The sequence below is a fragment of the Verrucomicrobiia bacterium genome (assembly GCA_035574275.1).
Lineage (GTDB): Bacteria > Zixibacteria > MSB-5A5 > DSPP01 > DSPP01 > DSPP01.
Genome location: DATLYY010000022.1, coordinates 19,710 through 36,181 on the forward strand (window position 1 = coordinate 19,710; position 16,472 = coordinate 36,181).

A 16,472-nucleotide genomic window follows, 5' to 3' on the forward strand; every position below is an offset into this window, starting at 1 on the left:
AGAGTTATTTGTTTTTATCCCGCCTTGAAATCGTAGGATTCAAATCCTTCCCCGAGCGGACGGAAGTGCGCTTTGGCCCGGGCATAACCGGCATCGTGGGGCCGAACGGCTGCGGCAAAACGAACATTCTGGACGCCATTCGATGGGTAATGGGGGAGCAGCGTCCGACCCTTCTGCGCGGCGGGCGGATGGATGAGGTGATTTTCAACGGCGCCCCCGGGGTCAGCCCGGTGGGGATGGCGGAAGTTTCCCTCACCGTCGAAAACAACCGGGGGATTCTGCCGGTCGAGTATTCCGAAGTGGTCGTCACCCGGCGGCTTTTCCGCTCCGGCGAGAGCGAATATCTCTTAAACCGCGTTCCCTGCCGGCTCAAGGATATCGTCGAACTCTTTTTGGACACCGGGATGGGGTCGCACGCCTACGCCGTCTTTCAGCAGACAATGATAGACGCCCTGCTTTCCGAAAAACCGGAGGACCGGCTGGGGCTTTTCGAGGAGGCCGCAGGGGTGGCGAAGTACAAACTGCGGCGGCGGGCGGCGGAGCGGAAACTTTCCGCCACGGAGACGGATTTGGTCCGCTTGAACGATTTGTTCTCCGAAATCGAAAAGCAGTACAACTCCCTCAAACGGCAGGTGAAAAAAGCGGAACGCTTCAAAAACCTTGATGACGAAAAGCGGACTTTGAAAATGCGGCTGGCCTCGCTGGAATACCGGGATTTGAAAACGGGGGAGGAAAAAGCGGAGCTTGCCGTGCAGGCCTTGGAAATCGAGGAGGCAGAACTTTCCGCCCGGAAGCGGACTTTGGAGCTGGAAAAGGAAAACCTGTCGCTCAAACAACTGGAAAAGGAGGGGGAGAAGCGGCGGGTGGAAGAGGAGCTTGCCGCACTCGACCGGCAGTTGGTGGAGCTGGAAGGGCGGCGGGCACTGCTCTTGAAGGAGAACGAGAACTTTGCCGAGCGGAAAACGGAGTTGGACGGTGAGCTGGCACGGCTTGCCGAACGGCAGGGGGCCATCACCGAAGCAGTAGAAAATCTTGGCAAGGAAAAAGAAAGACTGGCGGCGTCCAAACTGGAATTGGAGCAGTCCGTCACTTCCGCCGAGGGGGAATTGAGTTCCCTTTCGACACGTTTGGCGGAGCTTGCAGATAAAAAGCAGGCGTTGGCGGTCGAACAGGAAGCCCTGCGTTCCCGCCGGTCGGAGCTGGAATCGGAAAAGAGGGTTTGGGAATCGAAAGCGGGGGAACTGGAGTCGGCCTTGGAATCGCTTTCCGCCGAGAAACGGAAGCTGGGGGAGGAATTTGCCGCAAAAGCGCTGGAAAAGAGGAAATTCGAAACACAGCTGACGGCGGCCTCGGGCGAGCTTGCCGGTTTGAATGCCGAAATCAGCGAGATGGAGCAAAAGCTTACCGCGCTGGCGGCAGAAAAGGAAACGCTTGCCGCCGAGAAGCAGAATTTGGAAAACCAAACCTCCGAATTGGGGGGACGGATTTCGGTTTTGGAGGAACTGGAAAAAAGCTTCGGCGGATACGAGCCGGCGACGAAGGAGATTTTGTCCCGGAAGAAGGAATTTCCGGGCCTGGTTGAGGGCTTGGCCAATCTGATTTCGGCCGACGAGCAATATTTAGGGCCGATGGAAGCCGCGCTCGGTGACCGGGCGCAGGCGGTGGTCGCAACCGATTGGGACGCGGCGGTGCGGGCGGCCGAATATTTGAAGGAGAAAAAGATGGGCCGGGCGCGCTTTTTGGTGCTGCCGAAAGAGGAATTAGTGGAGCCGGATGCGGAGGGATGGCCGGGAGCGGTCGGCTGGGCCTCCGATTTGGTATGGGGGGAGGAGCCGAATCTGACTTACGTGCGCCGGGCCTTGGCAAATATTTTAATCGTCGAGAACCGGGAGGCGGCGTTCCGGCTTTTGGAACGGGCGGGGGAAGGGATCACCTTGGTCACCATGGATGGGGAGGTTTTGGGGCCGGGCGGGTTTTTTGCCGGCGGAGGGAGCAAGGGGGCGCTTTTGGTCGGAAGAAAGGCGGAGCTCGACCGGCTGAACGAGAAGGTTAAAGCGTTGGAAAGGGAGAAATCAAGAATTGCCGCTCTCCTTGACGGCTATCTTTCCCAACTGGAAGCCGGCAAAAAGGAATTGGAACAACGGACGGCCGCGCGGGGCGAACTGGCGGAAAAGGAGACCGGGCTTAGGCGGGAATTTGAACGGTTGACCTTTGAAGAAGCTTCCCTTGCCGAGAAGGTTGGCGCGGCGGATAAAAGCGATTCCGAGTTTTCGCTGCGCCGGGAGGAGGCGCGGGGCGCGCTGGCGCGCCTTGAAAAAGAGCTGGCCGGGCTGCAAAGCAGGGAAGAGGGGCAAACCAAGCTTTTGGCTTCCCTTGATGAGAAGCTGGAAGGATTGGGAAGAGCGGAACGGGAAAAACAGGAGTCTTTGACCAAAAACCGAATGGAGCTGGTTTCCGTTCTGGCCTACTTGGAATCGGCGGAAAAGGAGCTTTTGCGGCTGGCGGAGGAACAGGGGCAGGTTGCCGCGCAGCTTGAAGAGAAGCAAAAAAAGCTGGCCGACCTTTTGGACATTCATGAAAACTTTGACATTCGCGTGGTGGAGCTTGGTTCGGAGGAGGAGGAGATCCGAACCGGACTGGCGGAACTAAATGCGAACCGGGAACGGTTGTCGCGTGAGCTTACCGAGCTTTCCACCGGACTCTCAACCACGGATAAAAGCCTTAAGGAAGTGGCGGGGAAACTGGAGTTAGCGTCCTCGCAGAAGCATGAAAAACAACTGGCGCAGACCGATTGGCGGGCGCGCAAGGAATCACTCTGTGCACGTTTTTACTTGGATTTCCAGCAGAAATTGGAGAACTTGCCGGACGAGCCCGTCCACGCCGATGTCACCATAGACGGGCTTAGAAACCGGCTGGAGGAGATTGACAAAAGCATCGGCAACATCGGGGCCGTCAACATGGAGGCCTTGGTCGAGTATCCGCAGACCGCCGAGCGGTATGAATTCATGAAAAAGCAAATAGAGGATTTGACCCAGGCGAAGGCGGAACTGGAAGGGACGATTTTACAAATCAACAAAAACGCCCACGAGCTTTTCATGAAAACCTTTGAACAGGCGCGGGAGAATTTTAAAAATCTTTTCTCCGAGCTTTTTGAAGGGGGACAGGCGGATTTGATACTGGAGTCGACGGAAGACCCCCTCGAGCCGGATTTGAGAATCGTGGCGCGCCCCAAGGGAAAGAAACTGGTAACCATCCAGCAGCTTTCCGGAGGGGAGAAGGCGCTTACGGCCATCTCGCTGCTCTTCTCCTTGTACATGGTCAAGCCCTCCCCCTTCTGCATTCTGGACGAAATCGACGCGCCGTTGGACGACGCCAACATCGACCGGTTTTTGGCCATCATCCGCAAGTTCTCCACCGGCGATACGCAATTCATCGTCATCACCCACAACAAGCGGACGATGGAGGCGGCGGACGTTCTGTACGGGGTGACGATGGAGAAGACCGGAATTTCCAAAATCGTCTCCGTCCGGCTGGAGGGGCTGCCCGTGGGGGCGTTTGCGGAACAGGAAGTGACCGAAATTTCCCGTTAAAATGGGTTTTTCCTTTGAGAAGTTGAAAGCCGGGTTGGCCAAGACCCGGCAAAATTTTTTTGGCAAGGTCCGCGGGGTTCTGGGGGTCGGTCAGTTGGACGAGGCGACGCTTTCACGCCTCGAAGAAATTCTGGTCGGCTCCGATTTGGGGGTGGCGACGACGGAACGGGTTTTATCCCATCTGAAAGAGGAGACCCAACGTTCGGGCGTCGCCAAAGATCGGGAGCAGGTGTTGGGTTTGCTTAAAAACGAACTCAAGAAAATCGTGGTAGCCAACGGAAAACCGGGGGATTTTGAGGAATCGATTTTCTTGCACAAGCCGCTCGTCATCCTCGTCTTGGGGGTCAACGGCACGGGGAAGACCACTTCCATCGGCAAGCTGGCGCAGCGGTTTGCCTCAAAAGGAAAGAGAGTCATGGTGGCGGCCGCGGATACCTTTCGCGCGGCGGCCGTGGAGCAGTTGGAGCAGTGGGCCAAACGCTCCGGCGCTGAATTCATCAAGGCCGCGCCAGGACAGGATCCGGCCTCGGTTGCCTTTGACGCCGTAACGGCTGCGCAAAAGCGAGGCATCGATGTTGTCCTTGTCGATACGGCCGGACGGCTGCATACCAAAACCAATTTGATGGAGGAATTGAAAAAAGTTAAACGGGTCATCGGCAAGGCGATGGCCGGAGCGCCGCACGAGGTCTGGCTGGTTTTGGATGCCACCGTCGGCCAGAACGGGCTGGCGCAGGCAAAAATCTTTCACCGGGATTTGGGAGTTACTGGCGTCGTTCTGACCAAGCTGGACGGGACGGCGAAGGGAGGAATAGTTTTGGCCATTGCCAACGAGCTGGGGGTAAAAGTCCGCTACATCGGGGTCGGGGAGAAACTGGAGGATTTGGAGCTTTTTGACCCGGAGGATTTCGTGGAGGCGCTTTTTGTATGACGGTGGAACTTTCGCTCCGTTCCCAAAAGAGAACCGAGCTTATCGACGTCACCGCCCAGATTGAAAAGGCCTTGCCTCAATCCGGCACGGGGTTTTGCCGCTTTTTTGTGCCGCATACGACCGCCGGGGTCATCATCAACGAGAACGCCGACCCCTCCGTGGCTGAGGATATTTCCGACTGTCTTTCCCGTCTGGTTCCGCATCAACAGAACTGGAAGCATCGGGAAGGAAATGCGGATGCGCATGTCAAGGCCGCGCTGGTTGGCACAACCACCGGCGCGCTATATTCCAACGGCAAACTGGTTTTAGGCCGGTGGCAGGGGGTTTTCTTCTGCGAGTTCGACGGGCCCCGCAGCCGCCGCTTGGTTCTGCACATCAGCCCGGACAAGTAATTTGGGGCCGAAGATTTCGCTCTTCCTTGCGGGACGGGCCAAAGAAAAATGGATAGAGGAGGGGTTCCGGCATTACCGGAAGCTGCTATCCGGCTTCGCGCAGGTGGAAATCAGGGAATTCGGGGAGTCGCCAAAGGATATGGAGCAGCTCGCAGCAAAAGTCCCGAAAAGATGTTTTACCGTTCTGTTGGATGTGGAGGGGGAACGGTTTTCCTCGGAGGGGCTGGCGGAGTTCTTTCGAACCAAGATGAATCAGGGCATTTCGCGCTTTTGTTTCCTCGTCGGCGGCTCGGAAGGGCTGCCACAGGAAGTCAAGGCGAGAGCCAACCTGCGCTGGTCGTTTTCACCGCTCACTTTTCCGCATCACCTCATCCGCGTCGTATTGGTTGAGCAACTCTACCGAGCCTTCTCGATTTTAGGCGGGCGGAAGTACCACAAATAGTCGAATTACTTAACCGCTCGGTCTTCCTGCGATATTCCGAACAAGCTTCCTTCAGTGTCCAGACAGTAAACCAGCCAGCCGACGCCGGGGATGGCCATCTTCGGAACCACCACTTTGCCGCCGCCGGCGGCGATTTTTTCCGCATACTCATCCACTGACGGCACATCGATAGTGTTGACGTGGCCGACCGGGCCCTGGCGCTTGAACAGGCCGCCGTTGATGCCCGGCTTCTCATTCGGGCCGGTGGTGACCAGCCAGTAGTCCTGCGGGCCGGGCCATTTTTTGAATTCCCAGCCGAAAATTTTGGTGTAAAAATCGGCCGCCCGCTGGGGGTCGTCGGCCGAAATTTCGAAATGAATTACACGGGGCATATTATCTCCTTTTGCAGCGCTTCCCTTCGTTTTCCCCTTTTATCTTCTTGTCGAGAGAGTGACTTAGGCCATTTGCGGGGCAGGCGCCGGTTTTTTGAGAAACAACGCCAGCGCCAACCCGGCCAAAAACCAACCGACGACGTGCTGCACGAGGTAAGACAGCGTGTAGCTGGTCGGGAAGCCGTACCAGTTCCAATAGGACAAATCGATTTCCACTCCGGCGAAAAGGCCGAAGAGCGCCACAAAGACCGCCTTTCCGAAAAGCCCGCCAAACCGCCCAAGGCCCTGCTCAACAGGAAGGCAGCTATGAGGGCCGCCAGAATGTTGGTGACCAGTTCGGTTATCAGCATGCTCGGAGGCATCATTTCACCCCCCTGCGGCTTGAAAATCATAATCCCGGCCGGGCTGGTGCGGTATTTTTCTGCCCAAGCATCCATTTGTTCCTTGGAACCTCCCCTATCACCCCAGGGAAAGAAATAGAAGCCCGGTTCGGTTACGTTGGCGCTCAAAGCAGAGAGCACGGCTTCCTCGTTCGGAAGTCCTTTGGTTTTGACCTTCCGGCCCCTTTTTTGACAGAGATGCGCGCGAATTCCGTGGTTTTGGTCACGCTGGCGGGAATATATGCACTCCCGTTTGGCGGGGGCAACAGGTTTTTTACGCTTTGCGGTAGGAAAGCAGCCAGTAGTGGGTCAGGTTAAAGAAACGAATGTCTTTGGCAAGCCCCTCAACGGTTTGGCGAAGGTCGGATTCGCTCGGAAAGTTTTTTAGAACTTCAAACTCCGTCCCGTTTTCCAGCGTTCTTTGTTGATAGGTGTTGCCTTCCTCGTCCGTTCGGCTTATTGGGAAGCTGGAGCCGGGGACGTAGTTGTTGTCCATAAAGACCAGTTTGGCGTTCGGAGCGAGGGCTTGGTGAAAATGGCGCAAAAATCCTGCAATTTCGGATTTTTTCAAATGCGACCACCAGAAAGCGGCCAGCCCGGCGCTGAAACGGTTGGGAAGACCGGAAAGTTGGAAGAGGTCCCGCTTCTCGAAAACCACATTTCCTTTCGGGTAGGTTTTCGCGCGGGCTATTTGCAGGACTTCATTGTTGATATCCGTGGCCAGAATCGATTGGGCCGATTGGGCGGCGATTTGCGTCCAGTAACCGGTACCACAGGCGATTTCCAAGATATCTTCTCCGACGAGCTCTTCCGGCAGACGGTGGTGCAGGGAGGATAAATCCTTTTGACGCTCCGGCTTTAGATAAATCTTCTCATACTCGGCGGCCCGTTTGGCGTAGTATTCGACAAGGTTTGAATCGGGGGACATTTCAGTTGCCTTTTTCGAGCAGTTGTTTGGCTTTGCGGAAAACGCTTTCAAACATCGCATCCGTCAACTTGCCGGTAAAGGTGTTCTGCTGGCTGGGATGGTAGGAGCCGAGAAGATACAGTTTGGGGTTTACCGGAATGGCAACGCCGTGGCCGAAGGCGGGTTTGGCTTTAAAGGTCGTCATTTCCAATTCTTTTAGCGAACGGAAGACGGCATCGAAAGCGACTTTTCCCAAGCCGACGATTGCCTGCAGGGAGGAAAGAAATTGGAGTTCCGCGAGCAGATACGGATGGCAATTGGCAATCTCCTTGGGGGTCGGCTTGTTTTGCGGCGGGGCGCAGCGGACTATGGCGGTAATATAGCAATCGTGCAATTTCAAACCGTCATCCCGCGTGTATGAAGTGGGCTGATTGGCAAAGCCGAATTTAAAAAGCGTTGGGTAAAGGAGTGATCCGCTGCGGTCGGAGGTGAACATTCGCCCGGTGCGATTGGCGCCGTGGGCGGCGGGGGCAAGGCCAACCACCAAAAGCCGGGCGTTGGGGTCGCCGAAGCTGGGAACCGGCCTGCCCCAGTAGTCCCAATCCTTAAACCGGGCGACTTTTTCTTTGGCAATTTTTTCCCGCCAGCGCACCAGGCGGGGACATTTTTTGCAGAGAATTATTTTTTCTTGCAGAGTGCGAAGCGGGGCGGCGTTTGTCAATGCGTATCTACGCCGTCAGAAATGCTTTGAGCCGATCCAAGGTTTTGCTCCAGTAGGATTTCATTTTGCCGGCGGCCTTTGCATCCGGCAATTTGCTGTGCTGGACGACCACTTGGCTTTTGGCCTGCCCCTTGGAGTAGAAGTAAACTTCCAAGCTGGTTTTATCATCCACCCAGGTAATACGCATCGTCTTGTTGGGGGTGGCTTTGCGAATAGTGAGTCCGTTTTTCTTTAGCCATTTATTACGGATGGGTTCGTTCTGCCAAGCACTGAAAACCTTTGAGACGGGGACTTCGAGCGTGCGGCTTACGCTGATGTCATAATGTCCTGCCGCGCGCTGGTGTTTTTCCCGCTTGCCGCGCGCCTGCTCGTAGCCGACGGTAATCATCTGCGACCACCAGCCGTCCACCTTGTGTGTTTCGTACAGGTAAAGGGCTACATCTTTATGCTCCATTTTACGGGCGCCGACTTTGTCCAGAAGCGCAAACCATTCCTTCCAGCCCTTGCCCGTTTTGGCACGGACGGCGTCATCGCCTACTCCGGCAAACTTAAGATTTTCGGGCAATCTATTTTGCTCCTTTCTTCAAAATGGCAATCTGGCCGGCGTGATACAGATCGTGCTGGATGGCGCCGTGCAAAAGGTCATAAACCGTGGGCTTGGGGTGCTTCAATACCTTGTCCAGTTCGCCATCGGAAAGGCGGGAGAGGGTTTGGCGCAATTCCATATGCCCTTTCTCCAAAGTTTCCAACGTTTTTTTCCAGGCGGCTTCGCTGGTGTCCTTTATTTTCGGCCAGTTGGCTTCATCGGGCACGTCTTTTGAATCGCCGCTTACCCAGCGTTTTACGGCATCCTCCCAAACGGCGATGTGCAGGACGAGCTCCCAGATGGAGTGCGCGCCGGGGAGCGGGCGGGCGGCAGCTTTCTCCGCCGTGACCCCTTCCAGCACTTCCTTGACGGAAGGACCGTGCCAGGCGCCGCCTTCGAATGCCCGTTTAAGCTGTTCGGATATGCGTTCAATTTCAGTCACCGTCAAACACCCTTTTTGAGAACTGCCAACTGGCCGGCATGGTACAGATCATGCTGAATTATTCCGTGCAGGGAGGAATAAAAGGTGGATTTCCCCTTGGCAATCGGTTTGTCCAGTTTTTTATCCGTAAGTTTGGAGATGGCTCTTTGCAGGCCGGCATGTCTGGTTTTCAGGAGTTTTATTGTTTTTTCCCAAGCGGCCGGGCTGGTGTCTTCAACAATCGGCCAATCCCCTTCGGCCGGTTCATCCATCCATTTTCCTTCGAGGCGCGATTTCATAGCGCCCACCCAAGCGGCAATGTGCAGGGCAATTTCCCAGATGGAGTGAGCGTTGGGAATCGGCCGGGCGGCGGCCTGCTGGGCCGTCACGCCCTTTAAAACCTCCATAACCGCCGGGCCGTGCCAGGCGTCTTTTTCGAAGGCGCGTTTGAGTTGGTCCCTGATCCGTTTCACTTCAGCCATAGCAACTCCTTTTTATCCTATATACGAGACGCTGGCCCAAAAAAGTTTCAAACGGGGCGTTTTCAGCTTTCCAGCTTGGCATCCAGCGAGATTCGGGTGTTCAAAAGCCGGGAAATGGGGCAGCCGGCCTTGGCGGCGTTGGCGGCGGCTTCAAACGCCTCCTTCTTGGCGCCGGGGATTTTGGCCACTGTTTCCAAATGGCTTTCGGTAACCGTCGGGCCGCCTTCCAGCATTTCGAGCGTAATCGTCGCAGTGGTGCTGATGGATTGCGGGGTCATTCCGGCTTTTCCCAACTCGGCGGAGAGGGCCATTGAAAAGCAGCCGGCATGGGCGGCGGCAATCAGCTCCTCCGGGTTGGTTCCTTTTTCGTTCTCAAAACGAGTGGAAAAGGAATAGGCGTTGTTCGAAAGCACGCCGCTTTCGGTCGAGACCGTTCCTTTTCCGTCCTTCAATCCACCCTTCCATACGGCTGACGCTCTGCGCTTCATTTTTCCTCCTTGGTTTTTAGTCGGGTTGAATGCAACAAGGCCATTTTCCAAACGTTGTTTTCTTTTCTAAATACGGCGCTTTCCGCCCATTCCAGATTTTCCCCACCCTCTTTGGAGGTGAGCACCGCCTTGTTTTTGTAGGTGAGCCAAGCGATGCCGCCTTCGATTGTGGCATTCATGTTTTCAAAGCTGTACACAATTTTGACGTTGCCTTCCATCGGTCTTATCGCCTCGATGAGGGTATCCACCGTCCAGAAGGAACCGTCTTCGATCAATTGATAATCGGCCGTGCAGGCGTTTCTAAGCTCTTGATAATCATAATTGGCGATGGCGTTGAAGAAACGGTGGAGGGCCAGTTCCACTTTTGGTTTTTCTGAAGAAACATCGATTCTCTGTTGACAACTCAAAACAAATATGGCAGCAAGCAAAAGCTTAATGGATATCGCTTTATTCATAATGTTGGTCAGAATATAAATGAAACTACAGCTTTGGAAAATACCATAAATTTTTATTTCCTCGTCACCATCCAGACCCCCAAAAGAATAATCGCGCCGCCAAAAAGCGCACCGAGGGTGATGTTCTCCCCAATGACGGAAGCGGCGACAGCCACGGCGAAGAGGGGTTCGATGTACAAAAGCGCGCCGACCTGGGAGGCGGGGGCGGCTTTCAAGGCATCGTTCCAGTAAATGTAGGCCAGGCCGGAGCAGAAGATGCCGAGGAAGCCCGTGGCCGTCCAGCCGGAGAGGGTGAGCTTGTGAATTTCACCGATGCCCGGGCCGGCAAAGAAAAGGGGGGTGGAGAAAAGCCAGCCCAAAAGGATAACGTAAAAAGTTAAAAGGGAAGCACTGTGCTCTTTCAATCCCTTGCGTGCAATGACGCAGTAGATGGCCCAGTTGGGGGAGCTGATAAGAACCAAGAGGTCGCCGGGGGTGCCGAAACTTCCCCTGAAAATCGAGTTCAAATCCCCTTTGCTGACGACGAGCAAGACGCCGATTGTGGCAACTAAAATTCCGGCTATTTGGTCCAACCGCAAATATTCCTTCAAGAAAAGCCAGCCCAAAATGGCGATGAAGATGGGCGTCGTGGAGACAATCCAGGCCGAGGTGGAGGCCTGGGCGGTTACGAGGCCATTGGATTGCAACCATTGGTGAAAGGTTATGCCGATAAAACCGAGAAGCGCAAAATAGGCCAACACCTTTGGCGGATGGAGGAGGAATTCTTTTCGTAAAAAGACGAATATTCCCAGAACAACAATTCCCATGGCGAAGCGGAGCCAGACCACGGTGGCTGGGGAGACGTCCTGCAGGGCGACTTTGGTGGCGATGAAAGAGGCGCCCCAGACGGCGACGGCGAAGGTTCCTTTGAGAAGCCCTAACAGCCGTGCCCTTTCGGTCACGCGGCGTTCGATGGATGATTTATTCGCACTTGGCTCGCTTCATCGGGAAGTCGATTCCGCGCACTTTTCCATCAGCCGTGCCCTCTATCCGGGCAATCAGCGAATCGCCGTTCAAGCGGTAAATCACTTTTTGCGGGAAATCATGCTGCGGGTTTTCAAAAATCCACATATTGCGCTCCGATTTTACCAACTTGAAGGAATCCGGCTTTTGGCCGGAGGGGTTGGCCACGTAGTAGATGGCTCCGTCCTTCTGTTCTTGGATGCGCAAAAATTCATAGGCGATTGTTTCCCCATCAGCCACCGTGCGGCTCATTCCCAGAACGGAAGTTCCCGCGGGCTTCATCCAATGCTCCTCGTAACGGCCGAGCGTATCGCCGTCATCCCAGCAGCCGGAGAGCCAGCGAAGGTCGGCCAGGGTTGTTTTTTTGTCCTGAGCCCTGGGAAAAAATGGGACGAATAAAACCAGCACCGCGAGAGACAGCGCAATCGAAACCCATCTCACCGGTCTTTCTTGACCGGCCCTACCCATTCGTTCCCGCAGGGGGTTGGGCGACACCGGCGTTTTTGACCCGCTGCCGCGTACGCAACCAGCCGCCGAGCAAAACGGCGGCCGTCAAGACCGCCATATTGGCGAGCTGGTACCACATCGGTTCCCTGCCGGGGGCGAAGAGCATTGAAAGGAGGGTCAATAGAATTCCGATTCCGGCTATGACCGCGGCGTGCTTGATTTCCGCGCCCCGGGCAATCAGGCCGCAGACCCAGCCGCCGAGGGTGCCGAACAGAAATCCATAAACCAAACTAAAGAGCATAAAGCCGCGGCCGGGGATTGCCGTGGGATCAGGATATGCAACGGCAAAGAGAATGATAATGGCTGCGGCAATCAACAAATACCCCGCTACGACGGCACCCACGCTTCTTAGCATACGATCTTCTCCTTTCAGGGTTGTTCAGTTTTTCCGGGCTATGTAATAAAAGTTAAAAATATCCCCCGGCACCTCTTTTATCACCACGTTGGAAAAGCCGGCCTCCGCCAGATACTCCAGCGCTTTTTGTCTGCCCCACATTGCTCCCAGTCCTTCCCCCTTCAGCGCCAGCGAAACGGTCATACAATGCAGGCAGGAAACCGTATAGAGTGTCGAACCGAGCGGATGGTCGATGTTTTCGTGAACGTTGCTCGAGGCGGCAATATCCACCATCAAATAAACGCCGTCCGGCTTCAACGCCCGGGCAATCGCTTTCAGCACGATTTTCGGTTTGGCCTGGTCGTGAACGGCGTCGAAGGTGGTGATGAAATCGAAACGGCCGCGCTCGTTCAGCCTGGATACGTCCTGAACCGAAAAGCGAGTATTGGAAAGCTTCCACTTTTTGGCCTCGGCTTTGGCCGCGGCAATCCCTTCCTTGGAAAAATCGTAGCCCGTAAAGCGGCTTTTGGGAAACGCCCTGGCCATCAAATTGACGGCGTGGCCGGAGCCGCAGCCGATATCGGCCGCCTCGATCCCCGCTTTCAGCCGTTCCACGATCCCCGGAACGATGGGGAGGGTGGTTTGAACCAACGTGGCGTCGTAAATGGAACTGGAATCCTCGGACTGGATTTTCTGGAATTTGGGATATGCGGAGTACGGAACGCCGCCCCCTTTGCGAAAGCTTTTTATAATCCCCTCCTCCACGTTTCCCAGAAGCGGAATGTACTGCATATACAGGGCCAGATTCTCCGGCCCGGCCGCCCTGGTCAGCGAAGCGGAATGTTCCGGCGGCAGAAAGTAGGTGCCGTTGGCGGGGTCGTATTCCACCACCCGGCCGGTGAGCATCGCCCCCAGCCACTCCCGCACGTAACGCTCCTTCAGCCTGGCCGCCTTGGCGATTTGCTCGCTGGTGGAGGGGGGGAGCTTGGCCATTGTGTCGAAAAGGCCGGTCTGGTGGCCGATACTCATCATTAAGGCCAGAGACGAATTGTTCAGAATACCGACCATCCGTTGCGCGAAGGCCTCTTTTTTATCAAGCGGCCCGGCCTGAGCGGTTTTCGTTTCTTCAAGGATCTGCGTGCTCATACGTCCTCCTTAAATTAAAGCCAAACGCCGGCTGTTTTTTATTCTTTTATTCAATCGTGCGGAATTATAAACCAAATTTGCCCGATACGAAAGAGCAAAGAATTTCTCCTGGAATGCTCTTGTTGACGGGGGGAGGTTTTGATTGTATAATAATTGGGCTTTCGGGGCGAGGTGAAATTCCTCGATCGGCGGTATAGCCCGCGAGTCCCCAAGAAATCGGGGACAGAGCCGGTGCAACTCCGGCGCCGACGGTACAGTCCGGATGGAAGAAGGCCAAAGGCAAGCACTTGGCGTTTGTCCGCATTTTTCCCCTATGCCCCGAAGTATTTTGGGGCTGTTTTTTGCCCCCTGATTTGGTTTGTTCGCCGGAATGAATTTAGGCCTGCGGGCTGGAAGAAAATCGATGACTGAAACTTACAGCGAAAAGGAGCTTGCCAATATGCGCCGGGCTCTTACTTTGGCCCGCCGGGGGTTGGGACAAACCTCGCCTAATCCAATGGTAGGAGCAGTCGTGGTAAAGGCCGGACGCATCGTCGGCGAGGGATTCCACCGCCGGGCGGGAGAGGCGCATGCGGAAGTTATTGCCCTCAAAGAAGCCGGGAAGGAAGCGCGGGGCGGAACACTCTTTGTCAATTTGGAACCCTGCTCCCATTTCGGCCGCACGGCCCCCTGCGTGGAGGCGATTGCCTCCGCTGGTATCAAGAAGGTTTATGCCTCCGTGGTTGACCCCAACCCTCTGGTGAACGGCAAGGGGATTGAGTTTTTGCGCAGGCGAAAAATTGAGATCGATATCGGCCTTTTGACGGATGAGGCGCGGGAGCTGAATGAGGTGCACTTCAAGGTAATGGAGAAAAAGCTGCCTTATGTCACGTTGAAATTTGCACAGAGTCTGGATGGAAGGATTGCTACCAAAACCCGCGATTCCCGGTGGATTAGCGGCGAGGAGGCGCGACGGTTCGCTCACTTTTTACGCGCTACGCACGACGCCGTTTTGGTCGGACGGAAAACCGTGGAAGTTGATGACCCCCAGCTTACCGTGCGGATGGTGCAGGGAAAAAATCCTTTGCGGCTGGTGCTGGATACGGAAGGGAAGTTGAGTTCAACGGCCCGGCTGGTTCGGGAAAACGAGGATGGGAAGACCGTTTTGCTTTCCGGACGGGCGGACGCTTCCAACTGCGAGTTGAGAGGGGAAGTTGCCATCTGGCCGGTCGGGTTGAAAAACGGTCGGATTGATTTGCGCGCGGCTTTGGAAAAAGTGCTGGCGCAAGGGGTCACCTCCATCCTTGTAGAGGGGGGCGCCGGCGTATTGACCAACTTTTTGAAGGAAAAGCTGGCGGACAAGGTATACGCCGCCATAGCCCCGATGATAATCGGAGAGGGAATTTCCGCCATTGGGGATTTGGGGGTCGAAAAGCTATTGCAGGCCGTTCGATTCGAACGAGTGCAGTTTAAGAAAGTTGGGGTTGATATGCTTTTTTCAGGATATCCCATATGTTCACCGGCTTAGTAACGGATGTTGGCAGGGTCGTTTTGGTTTCACCGAGGAAGGAAGGGAAGGAATTGTTGATTAAGGCGCCCAAAACAGTCAGGGAATTGAAGAAGGGGGATTCGGTTTCCATCAATGGCACCTGCCAGACCGTTATTTCGAAAAACGGGGCCAAGTTTGCCGTTCTGGCGATACCGGAAACGCTCGCACGGACAAATTTTGATAGAATTCAAACCGGCGGATGGGTTAATCTTGAATTGCCCCTCAAACTTTCCGACCGGTTGGGGGGACACTTCGTCACCGGACATATCGATACCAAGACACAACTGTTGGAAATCTCCAAAGAAAAGGGCGGGATGGAATGGTGGGTAGAACTGCCTCGGAAATTTGCCGGGCTCGTCATAGAGAAAGGTTCAATCGCCTTGGATGGCGTTTCGCTGACCATCGCCGGATTAAAACCAGAGCGATTCAAGGTGGCTTTGATTCCCCATACGTTAAAAGTCACCACGTTGGGAAAAAGAAAAGTGGGGGATTTTTTGAATGTGGAATTCGACCTTTTGGGGAAATATGTGCAACAGCTTGTCGGCGGCGGGAGGCGTTTGTCACGGCAGGGGAAAAGAGGCAAGAATGAAGTTTAACAGCATACCGGAAGCGATCGAGGATTTAAAAGCCGGGCGGATTATTATCGTCACGGATGACGAGGGACGGGAGGACGAGGGGGATTTGGTTTTTTCCGCGGAGGCCGCCGACTGGCAAAAGGTGGAGTTCGTGGTGCGGAATGGCGGCGGGCTGGTATGCGTTTCGATGCCGAAGGAGCGCTTACATCAGTTGAACCTGCCTCCTATGACTTCCGAAAATACCGCCCGGTTGGGAACCGCCTTCACCGTTTCCGTGGACGTCAAAGAGGGGACAACCACCGGCATTTCGGCGCGGGAACGGGCGGCGACCATCCGTGCTTTGGTCAACCCGGATACCAAGCCGGATGATTTGGCGCGGCCGGGCCACGTTTTTCCGATTTGCGCCGAAGAAGGGGGTGTTTTGTCCCGCCCGGGGCATACCGAAGCGGGGGTGGATTTGTGTCGGCTGGCGGGGCTTTATCCCGCGGCCGTGCTGTGCGAAGTCACCGATACGAAAGGGGGGATGGCGCGCGGACAGAAGCTTTTTGATTTCGCCAAGAAATGGAAATTGAAAATCGTCACGATCCACGATTTGATCCGCCACCGGCTGGCCACGGAAAAACTGGTCGATAGACAGGCGACGGTTGCCTTTCCAACCCGCTTCGGAAATTTCACTCTTTATCTGTATTGGTCGGAAGTCGATAGAAAACATCATCTTGTCTTGGAGAAGGGAAAAGTGGCCGGCCGCAAGGAAGTTTTGGTGCGGGTTCATTCCCAATGCACGACGGGGGATTTGTTTGGATCTTTGCGCTGCGATTGCGGGGAGCAACTCGCTTGGTCGCTCAAAGCAATGGAGAAGGCTGGAGAAGGACTTTTTATTTATTTGTTGCAGGAGGGACGCGGGATCGGGCTGGCAAACAAAATTTTGGCGTATAAACTGCAGGACGAGGGGAAAGACACGGTAGAGGCGAACTTGGAGCTGGGTTTTCAAGCGGATATGCGCAGCTACGGAACGGCGGCGCAGATTTTGAAGGATTTCGGCCTTTCTGAAATCCAGTTGATTACCAACAACCCCAAAAAGATTCAGGAATTGGAGGAATTGGACATTCGTGTGAAAAAACGGGTGCATGCCAAGATTGCTCCCACGGAGCACAATTTATCCTACCTCAAGACCAAGCAGGCGAAGCTGGGGCATCTTTTGGATTCGCTTTTCTAAA

At 55.1% G+C, this 16,472-nt stretch carries 20 protein-coding genes and 1 riboswitch; of the genes, 7 read left to right on the plus strand and 13 right to left on the minus strand.

The features are described 5' to 3' along the window. The first annotated feature begins 8 nt into the window (after nt 1-8). The 4 genes from smc to VNL73_03755 are packed head-to-tail and all read left to right on the plus strand — an operon-like array spanning nt 9 to nt 5,352. The gene (smc, locus tag VNL73_03740) at nt 9-3,590 is read left to right on the plus strand and encodes a chromosome segregation protein SMC (GenBank protein ID HXF48525.1); all 3,582 of its coding nucleotides are present in this window, start codon (nt 9-11) and stop codon (nt 3,588-3,590) included. 1 nt (nt 3,591) lies between these two features. Beyond that, on the plus strand, nt 3,592-4,518 hold the full coding sequence (gene ftsY, locus VNL73_03745; protein HXF48526.1) for a signal recognition particle-docking protein FtsY: 927 nt from the start codon (nt 3,592-3,594) through the stop codon (nt 4,516-4,518). Further along, complete coding sequence (locus tag VNL73_03750) at nt 4,515-4,910, plus strand: secondary thiamine-phosphate synthase enzyme YjbQ (GenBank protein HXF48527.1); 396 nt, start codon at nt 4,515-4,517, stop codon at nt 4,908-4,910. The genes ftsY and VNL73_03750 overlap by 4 nt, the downstream gene beginning before the upstream one ends. Before the next feature lies 1 nt (nt 4,911). After that, nucleotides 4,912-5,352 carry a 23S rRNA (pseudouridine(1915)-N(3))-methyltransferase RlmH gene (locus VNL73_03755; GenBank protein ID HXF48528.1) on the plus strand — a complete coding sequence of 147 codons (441 nt, stop codon included), beginning with the start codon at nt 4,912-4,914 and terminating at the stop codon, nt 5,350-5,352. Nucleotides 5,353-5,357: 5 nt separating this feature from the next. Here the strand turns inward: VNL73_03755 and VNL73_03760 are convergent, their stop codons facing one another. The 13 genes from VNL73_03760 to VNL73_03820 all read right to left on the minus strand — a co-directional run bounded on the left by VNL73_03760 (nt 5,358) and on the right by VNL73_03820 (nt 13,152). Then, nucleotides 5,358-5,723 (minus strand): VOC family protein, encoded by a 366-nt coding sequence (locus tag VNL73_03760; GenBank protein ID HXF48529.1) that lies wholly within the window; start codon nt 5,721-5,723, stop codon nt 5,358-5,360. A 63-nt stretch (nt 5,724-5,786) separates the two neighbouring features. Then, the gene (locus tag VNL73_03765) at nt 5,787-5,966 is read right to left on the minus strand and encodes a hypothetical protein (GenBank protein HXF48530.1); all 180 of its coding nucleotides are present in this window, start codon (nt 5,964-5,966) and stop codon (nt 5,787-5,789) included. Between the two features lie 411 nt (nt 5,967-6,377). Next, on the minus strand, nt 6,378-7,031 hold the full coding sequence (locus tag VNL73_03770) for a class I SAM-dependent methyltransferase (protein HXF48531.1): 654 nt from the start codon (nt 7,029-7,031) through the stop codon (nt 6,378-6,380). Between the two features lies 1 nt (nt 7,032). Beyond that, nucleotides 7,033-7,662, minus strand: coding sequence for a uracil-DNA glycosylase (locus VNL73_03775; protein ID HXF48532.1), 630 nt, complete (start codon nt 7,660-7,662; stop codon nt 7,033-7,035). A 76-nt stretch (nt 7,663-7,738) separates the two neighbouring features. Beyond that, nucleotides 7,739-8,296 (minus strand): SRPBCC domain-containing protein, encoded by a 558-nt coding sequence (locus VNL73_03780; protein HXF48533.1) that lies wholly within the window; start codon nt 8,294-8,296, stop codon nt 7,739-7,741. A gap of 1 nt (nt 8,297) precedes the next feature. Continuing rightward, nucleotides 8,298-8,759 (minus strand): DinB family protein, encoded by a 462-nt coding sequence (locus VNL73_03785; GenBank protein HXF48534.1) that lies wholly within the window; start codon nt 8,757-8,759, stop codon nt 8,298-8,300. Nucleotides 8,760-8,761: 2 nt separating this feature from the next. Further along, a complete protein-coding gene (locus VNL73_03790) occupies nt 8,762-9,220 on the minus strand; it encodes a DinB family protein (GenBank protein ID HXF48535.1) in 459 nt (152 codons plus the stop codon). Between the two features lie 62 nt (nt 9,221-9,282). Next, nucleotides 9,283-9,708 carry an OsmC family protein gene (locus tag VNL73_03795; GenBank protein ID HXF48536.1) on the minus strand — a complete coding sequence of 142 codons (426 nt, stop codon included), beginning with the start codon at nt 9,706-9,708 and terminating at the stop codon, nt 9,283-9,285. Further along, a complete protein-coding gene (locus VNL73_03800) occupies nt 9,705-10,163 on the minus strand; it encodes a nuclear transport factor 2 family protein (protein ID HXF48537.1) in 459 nt (152 codons plus the stop codon). Before VNL73_03800 ends, VNL73_03795 begins: the two co-directional genes overlap by 4 nt. A 53-nt stretch (nt 10,164-10,216) precedes the next feature. Continuing rightward, entirely contained in the window at nt 10,217-11,104 is an 888-nt protein-coding gene (locus VNL73_03805; protein ID HXF48538.1) for a DMT family transporter, read from the minus strand. A 19-nt stretch (nt 11,105-11,123) separates the two neighbouring features. Next, nucleotides 11,124-11,606 carry a DUF6265 family protein gene (locus tag VNL73_03810; GenBank protein ID HXF48539.1) on the minus strand — a complete coding sequence of 161 codons (483 nt, stop codon included), beginning with the start codon at nt 11,604-11,606 and terminating at the stop codon, nt 11,124-11,126. A 19-nt stretch (nt 11,607-11,625) separates the two neighbouring features. Then, a complete protein-coding gene (locus VNL73_03815; protein ID HXF48540.1) occupies nt 11,626-12,027 on the minus strand; it encodes a hypothetical protein in 402 nt (133 codons plus the stop codon). A 24-nt stretch (nt 12,028-12,051) separates the two neighbouring features. Next, nucleotides 12,052-13,152, minus strand: a complete 1,101-nt coding sequence (locus tag VNL73_03820) for a methyltransferase domain-containing protein (protein HXF48541.1) — start codon at nt 13,150-13,152, stop codon at nt 12,052-12,054. Between the two features lie 153 nt (nt 13,153-13,305). Next, nucleotides 13,306-13,430, plus strand: a riboswitch (FMN riboswitch). 125 nt (nt 13,431-13,555) lie between these two features. Here VNL73_03820 and ribD point away from each other — a divergent pair. From ribD to ribB, 3 genes are read left to right on the plus strand one after another with little or no spacing between them, the layout of a single operon-like run. Continuing rightward, nucleotides 13,556-14,659, plus strand: a complete 1,104-nt coding sequence (gene ribD, locus VNL73_03825) for a bifunctional diaminohydroxyphosphoribosylaminopyrimidine deaminase/5-amino-6-(5-phosphoribosylamino)uracil reductase RibD (protein ID HXF48542.1) — start codon at nt 13,556-13,558, stop codon at nt 14,657-14,659. After that, complete coding sequence (locus tag VNL73_03830; GenBank protein HXF48543.1) at nt 14,644-15,276, plus strand: riboflavin synthase; 633 nt, start codon at nt 14,644-14,646, stop codon at nt 15,274-15,276. The genes ribD and VNL73_03830 overlap by 16 nt, the downstream gene beginning before the upstream one ends. Beyond that, the gene (ribB, locus tag VNL73_03835) at nt 15,266-16,471 is read left to right on the plus strand and encodes a 3,4-dihydroxy-2-butanone-4-phosphate synthase (GenBank protein ID HXF48544.1); all 1,206 of its coding nucleotides are present in this window, start codon (nt 15,266-15,268) and stop codon (nt 16,469-16,471) included. Before VNL73_03830 ends, ribB begins: the two co-directional genes overlap by 11 nt. Nucleotide 16,472 lies beyond the last annotated feature (1 nt).

What these genes read in the sequence shown, in the direction of transcription:
- ftsY (HXF48526.1), top strand. Translation starts at nt 3,592, where the DNA reads ATGGGTTTTTCCTTTGAGAAGTTGAAAGCCGGGTTGGCCAAGACCCGG.
- VNL73_03795 (HXF48536.1), bottom strand. Translation starts at nt 9,708, where the DNA reads ATGAAGCGCAGAGCGTCAGCCGTATGGAAGGGTGGATTGAAGGACGGA.
- VNL73_03750 (HXF48527.1), top strand. Translation starts at nt 4,515, where the DNA reads ATGACGGTGGAACTTTCGCTCCGTTCCCAAAAGAGAACCGAGCTTATC.
- VNL73_03760 (HXF48529.1), bottom strand. Translation starts at nt 5,723, where the DNA reads ATGCCCCGTGTAATTCATTTCGAAATTTCGGCCGACGACCCCCAGCGG.
- ribB (HXF48544.1), top strand. Translation starts at nt 15,266, where the DNA reads ATGAAGTTTAACAGCATACCGGAAGCGATCGAGGATTTAAAAGCCGGG.
- VNL73_03815 (HXF48540.1), bottom strand. Translation starts at nt 12,027, where the DNA reads ATGCTAAGAAGCGTGGGTGCCGTCGTAGCGGGGTATTTGTTGATTGCC.
- VNL73_03830 (HXF48543.1), top strand. Translation starts at nt 14,644, where the DNA reads ATGTTCACCGGCTTAGTAACGGATGTTGGCAGGGTCGTTTTGGTTTCA.
- ribD (HXF48542.1), top strand. Translation starts at nt 13,556, where the DNA reads ATGACTGAAACTTACAGCGAAAAGGAGCTTGCCAATATGCGCCGGGCT.
- VNL73_03800 (HXF48537.1), bottom strand. Translation starts at nt 10,163, where the DNA reads ATGAATAAAGCGATATCCATTAAGCTTTTGCTTGCTGCCATATTTGTT.
- VNL73_03790 (HXF48535.1), bottom strand. Translation starts at nt 9,220, where the DNA reads ATGGCTGAAGTGAAACGGATCAGGGACCAACTCAAACGCGCCTTCGAA.
- VNL73_03820 (HXF48541.1), bottom strand. Translation starts at nt 13,152, where the DNA reads ATGAGCACGCAGATCCTTGAAGAAACGAAAACCGCTCAGGCCGGGCCG.
- VNL73_03770 (HXF48531.1), bottom strand. Translation starts at nt 7,031, where the DNA reads ATGTCCCCCGATTCAAACCTTGTCGAATACTACGCCAAACGGGCCGCC.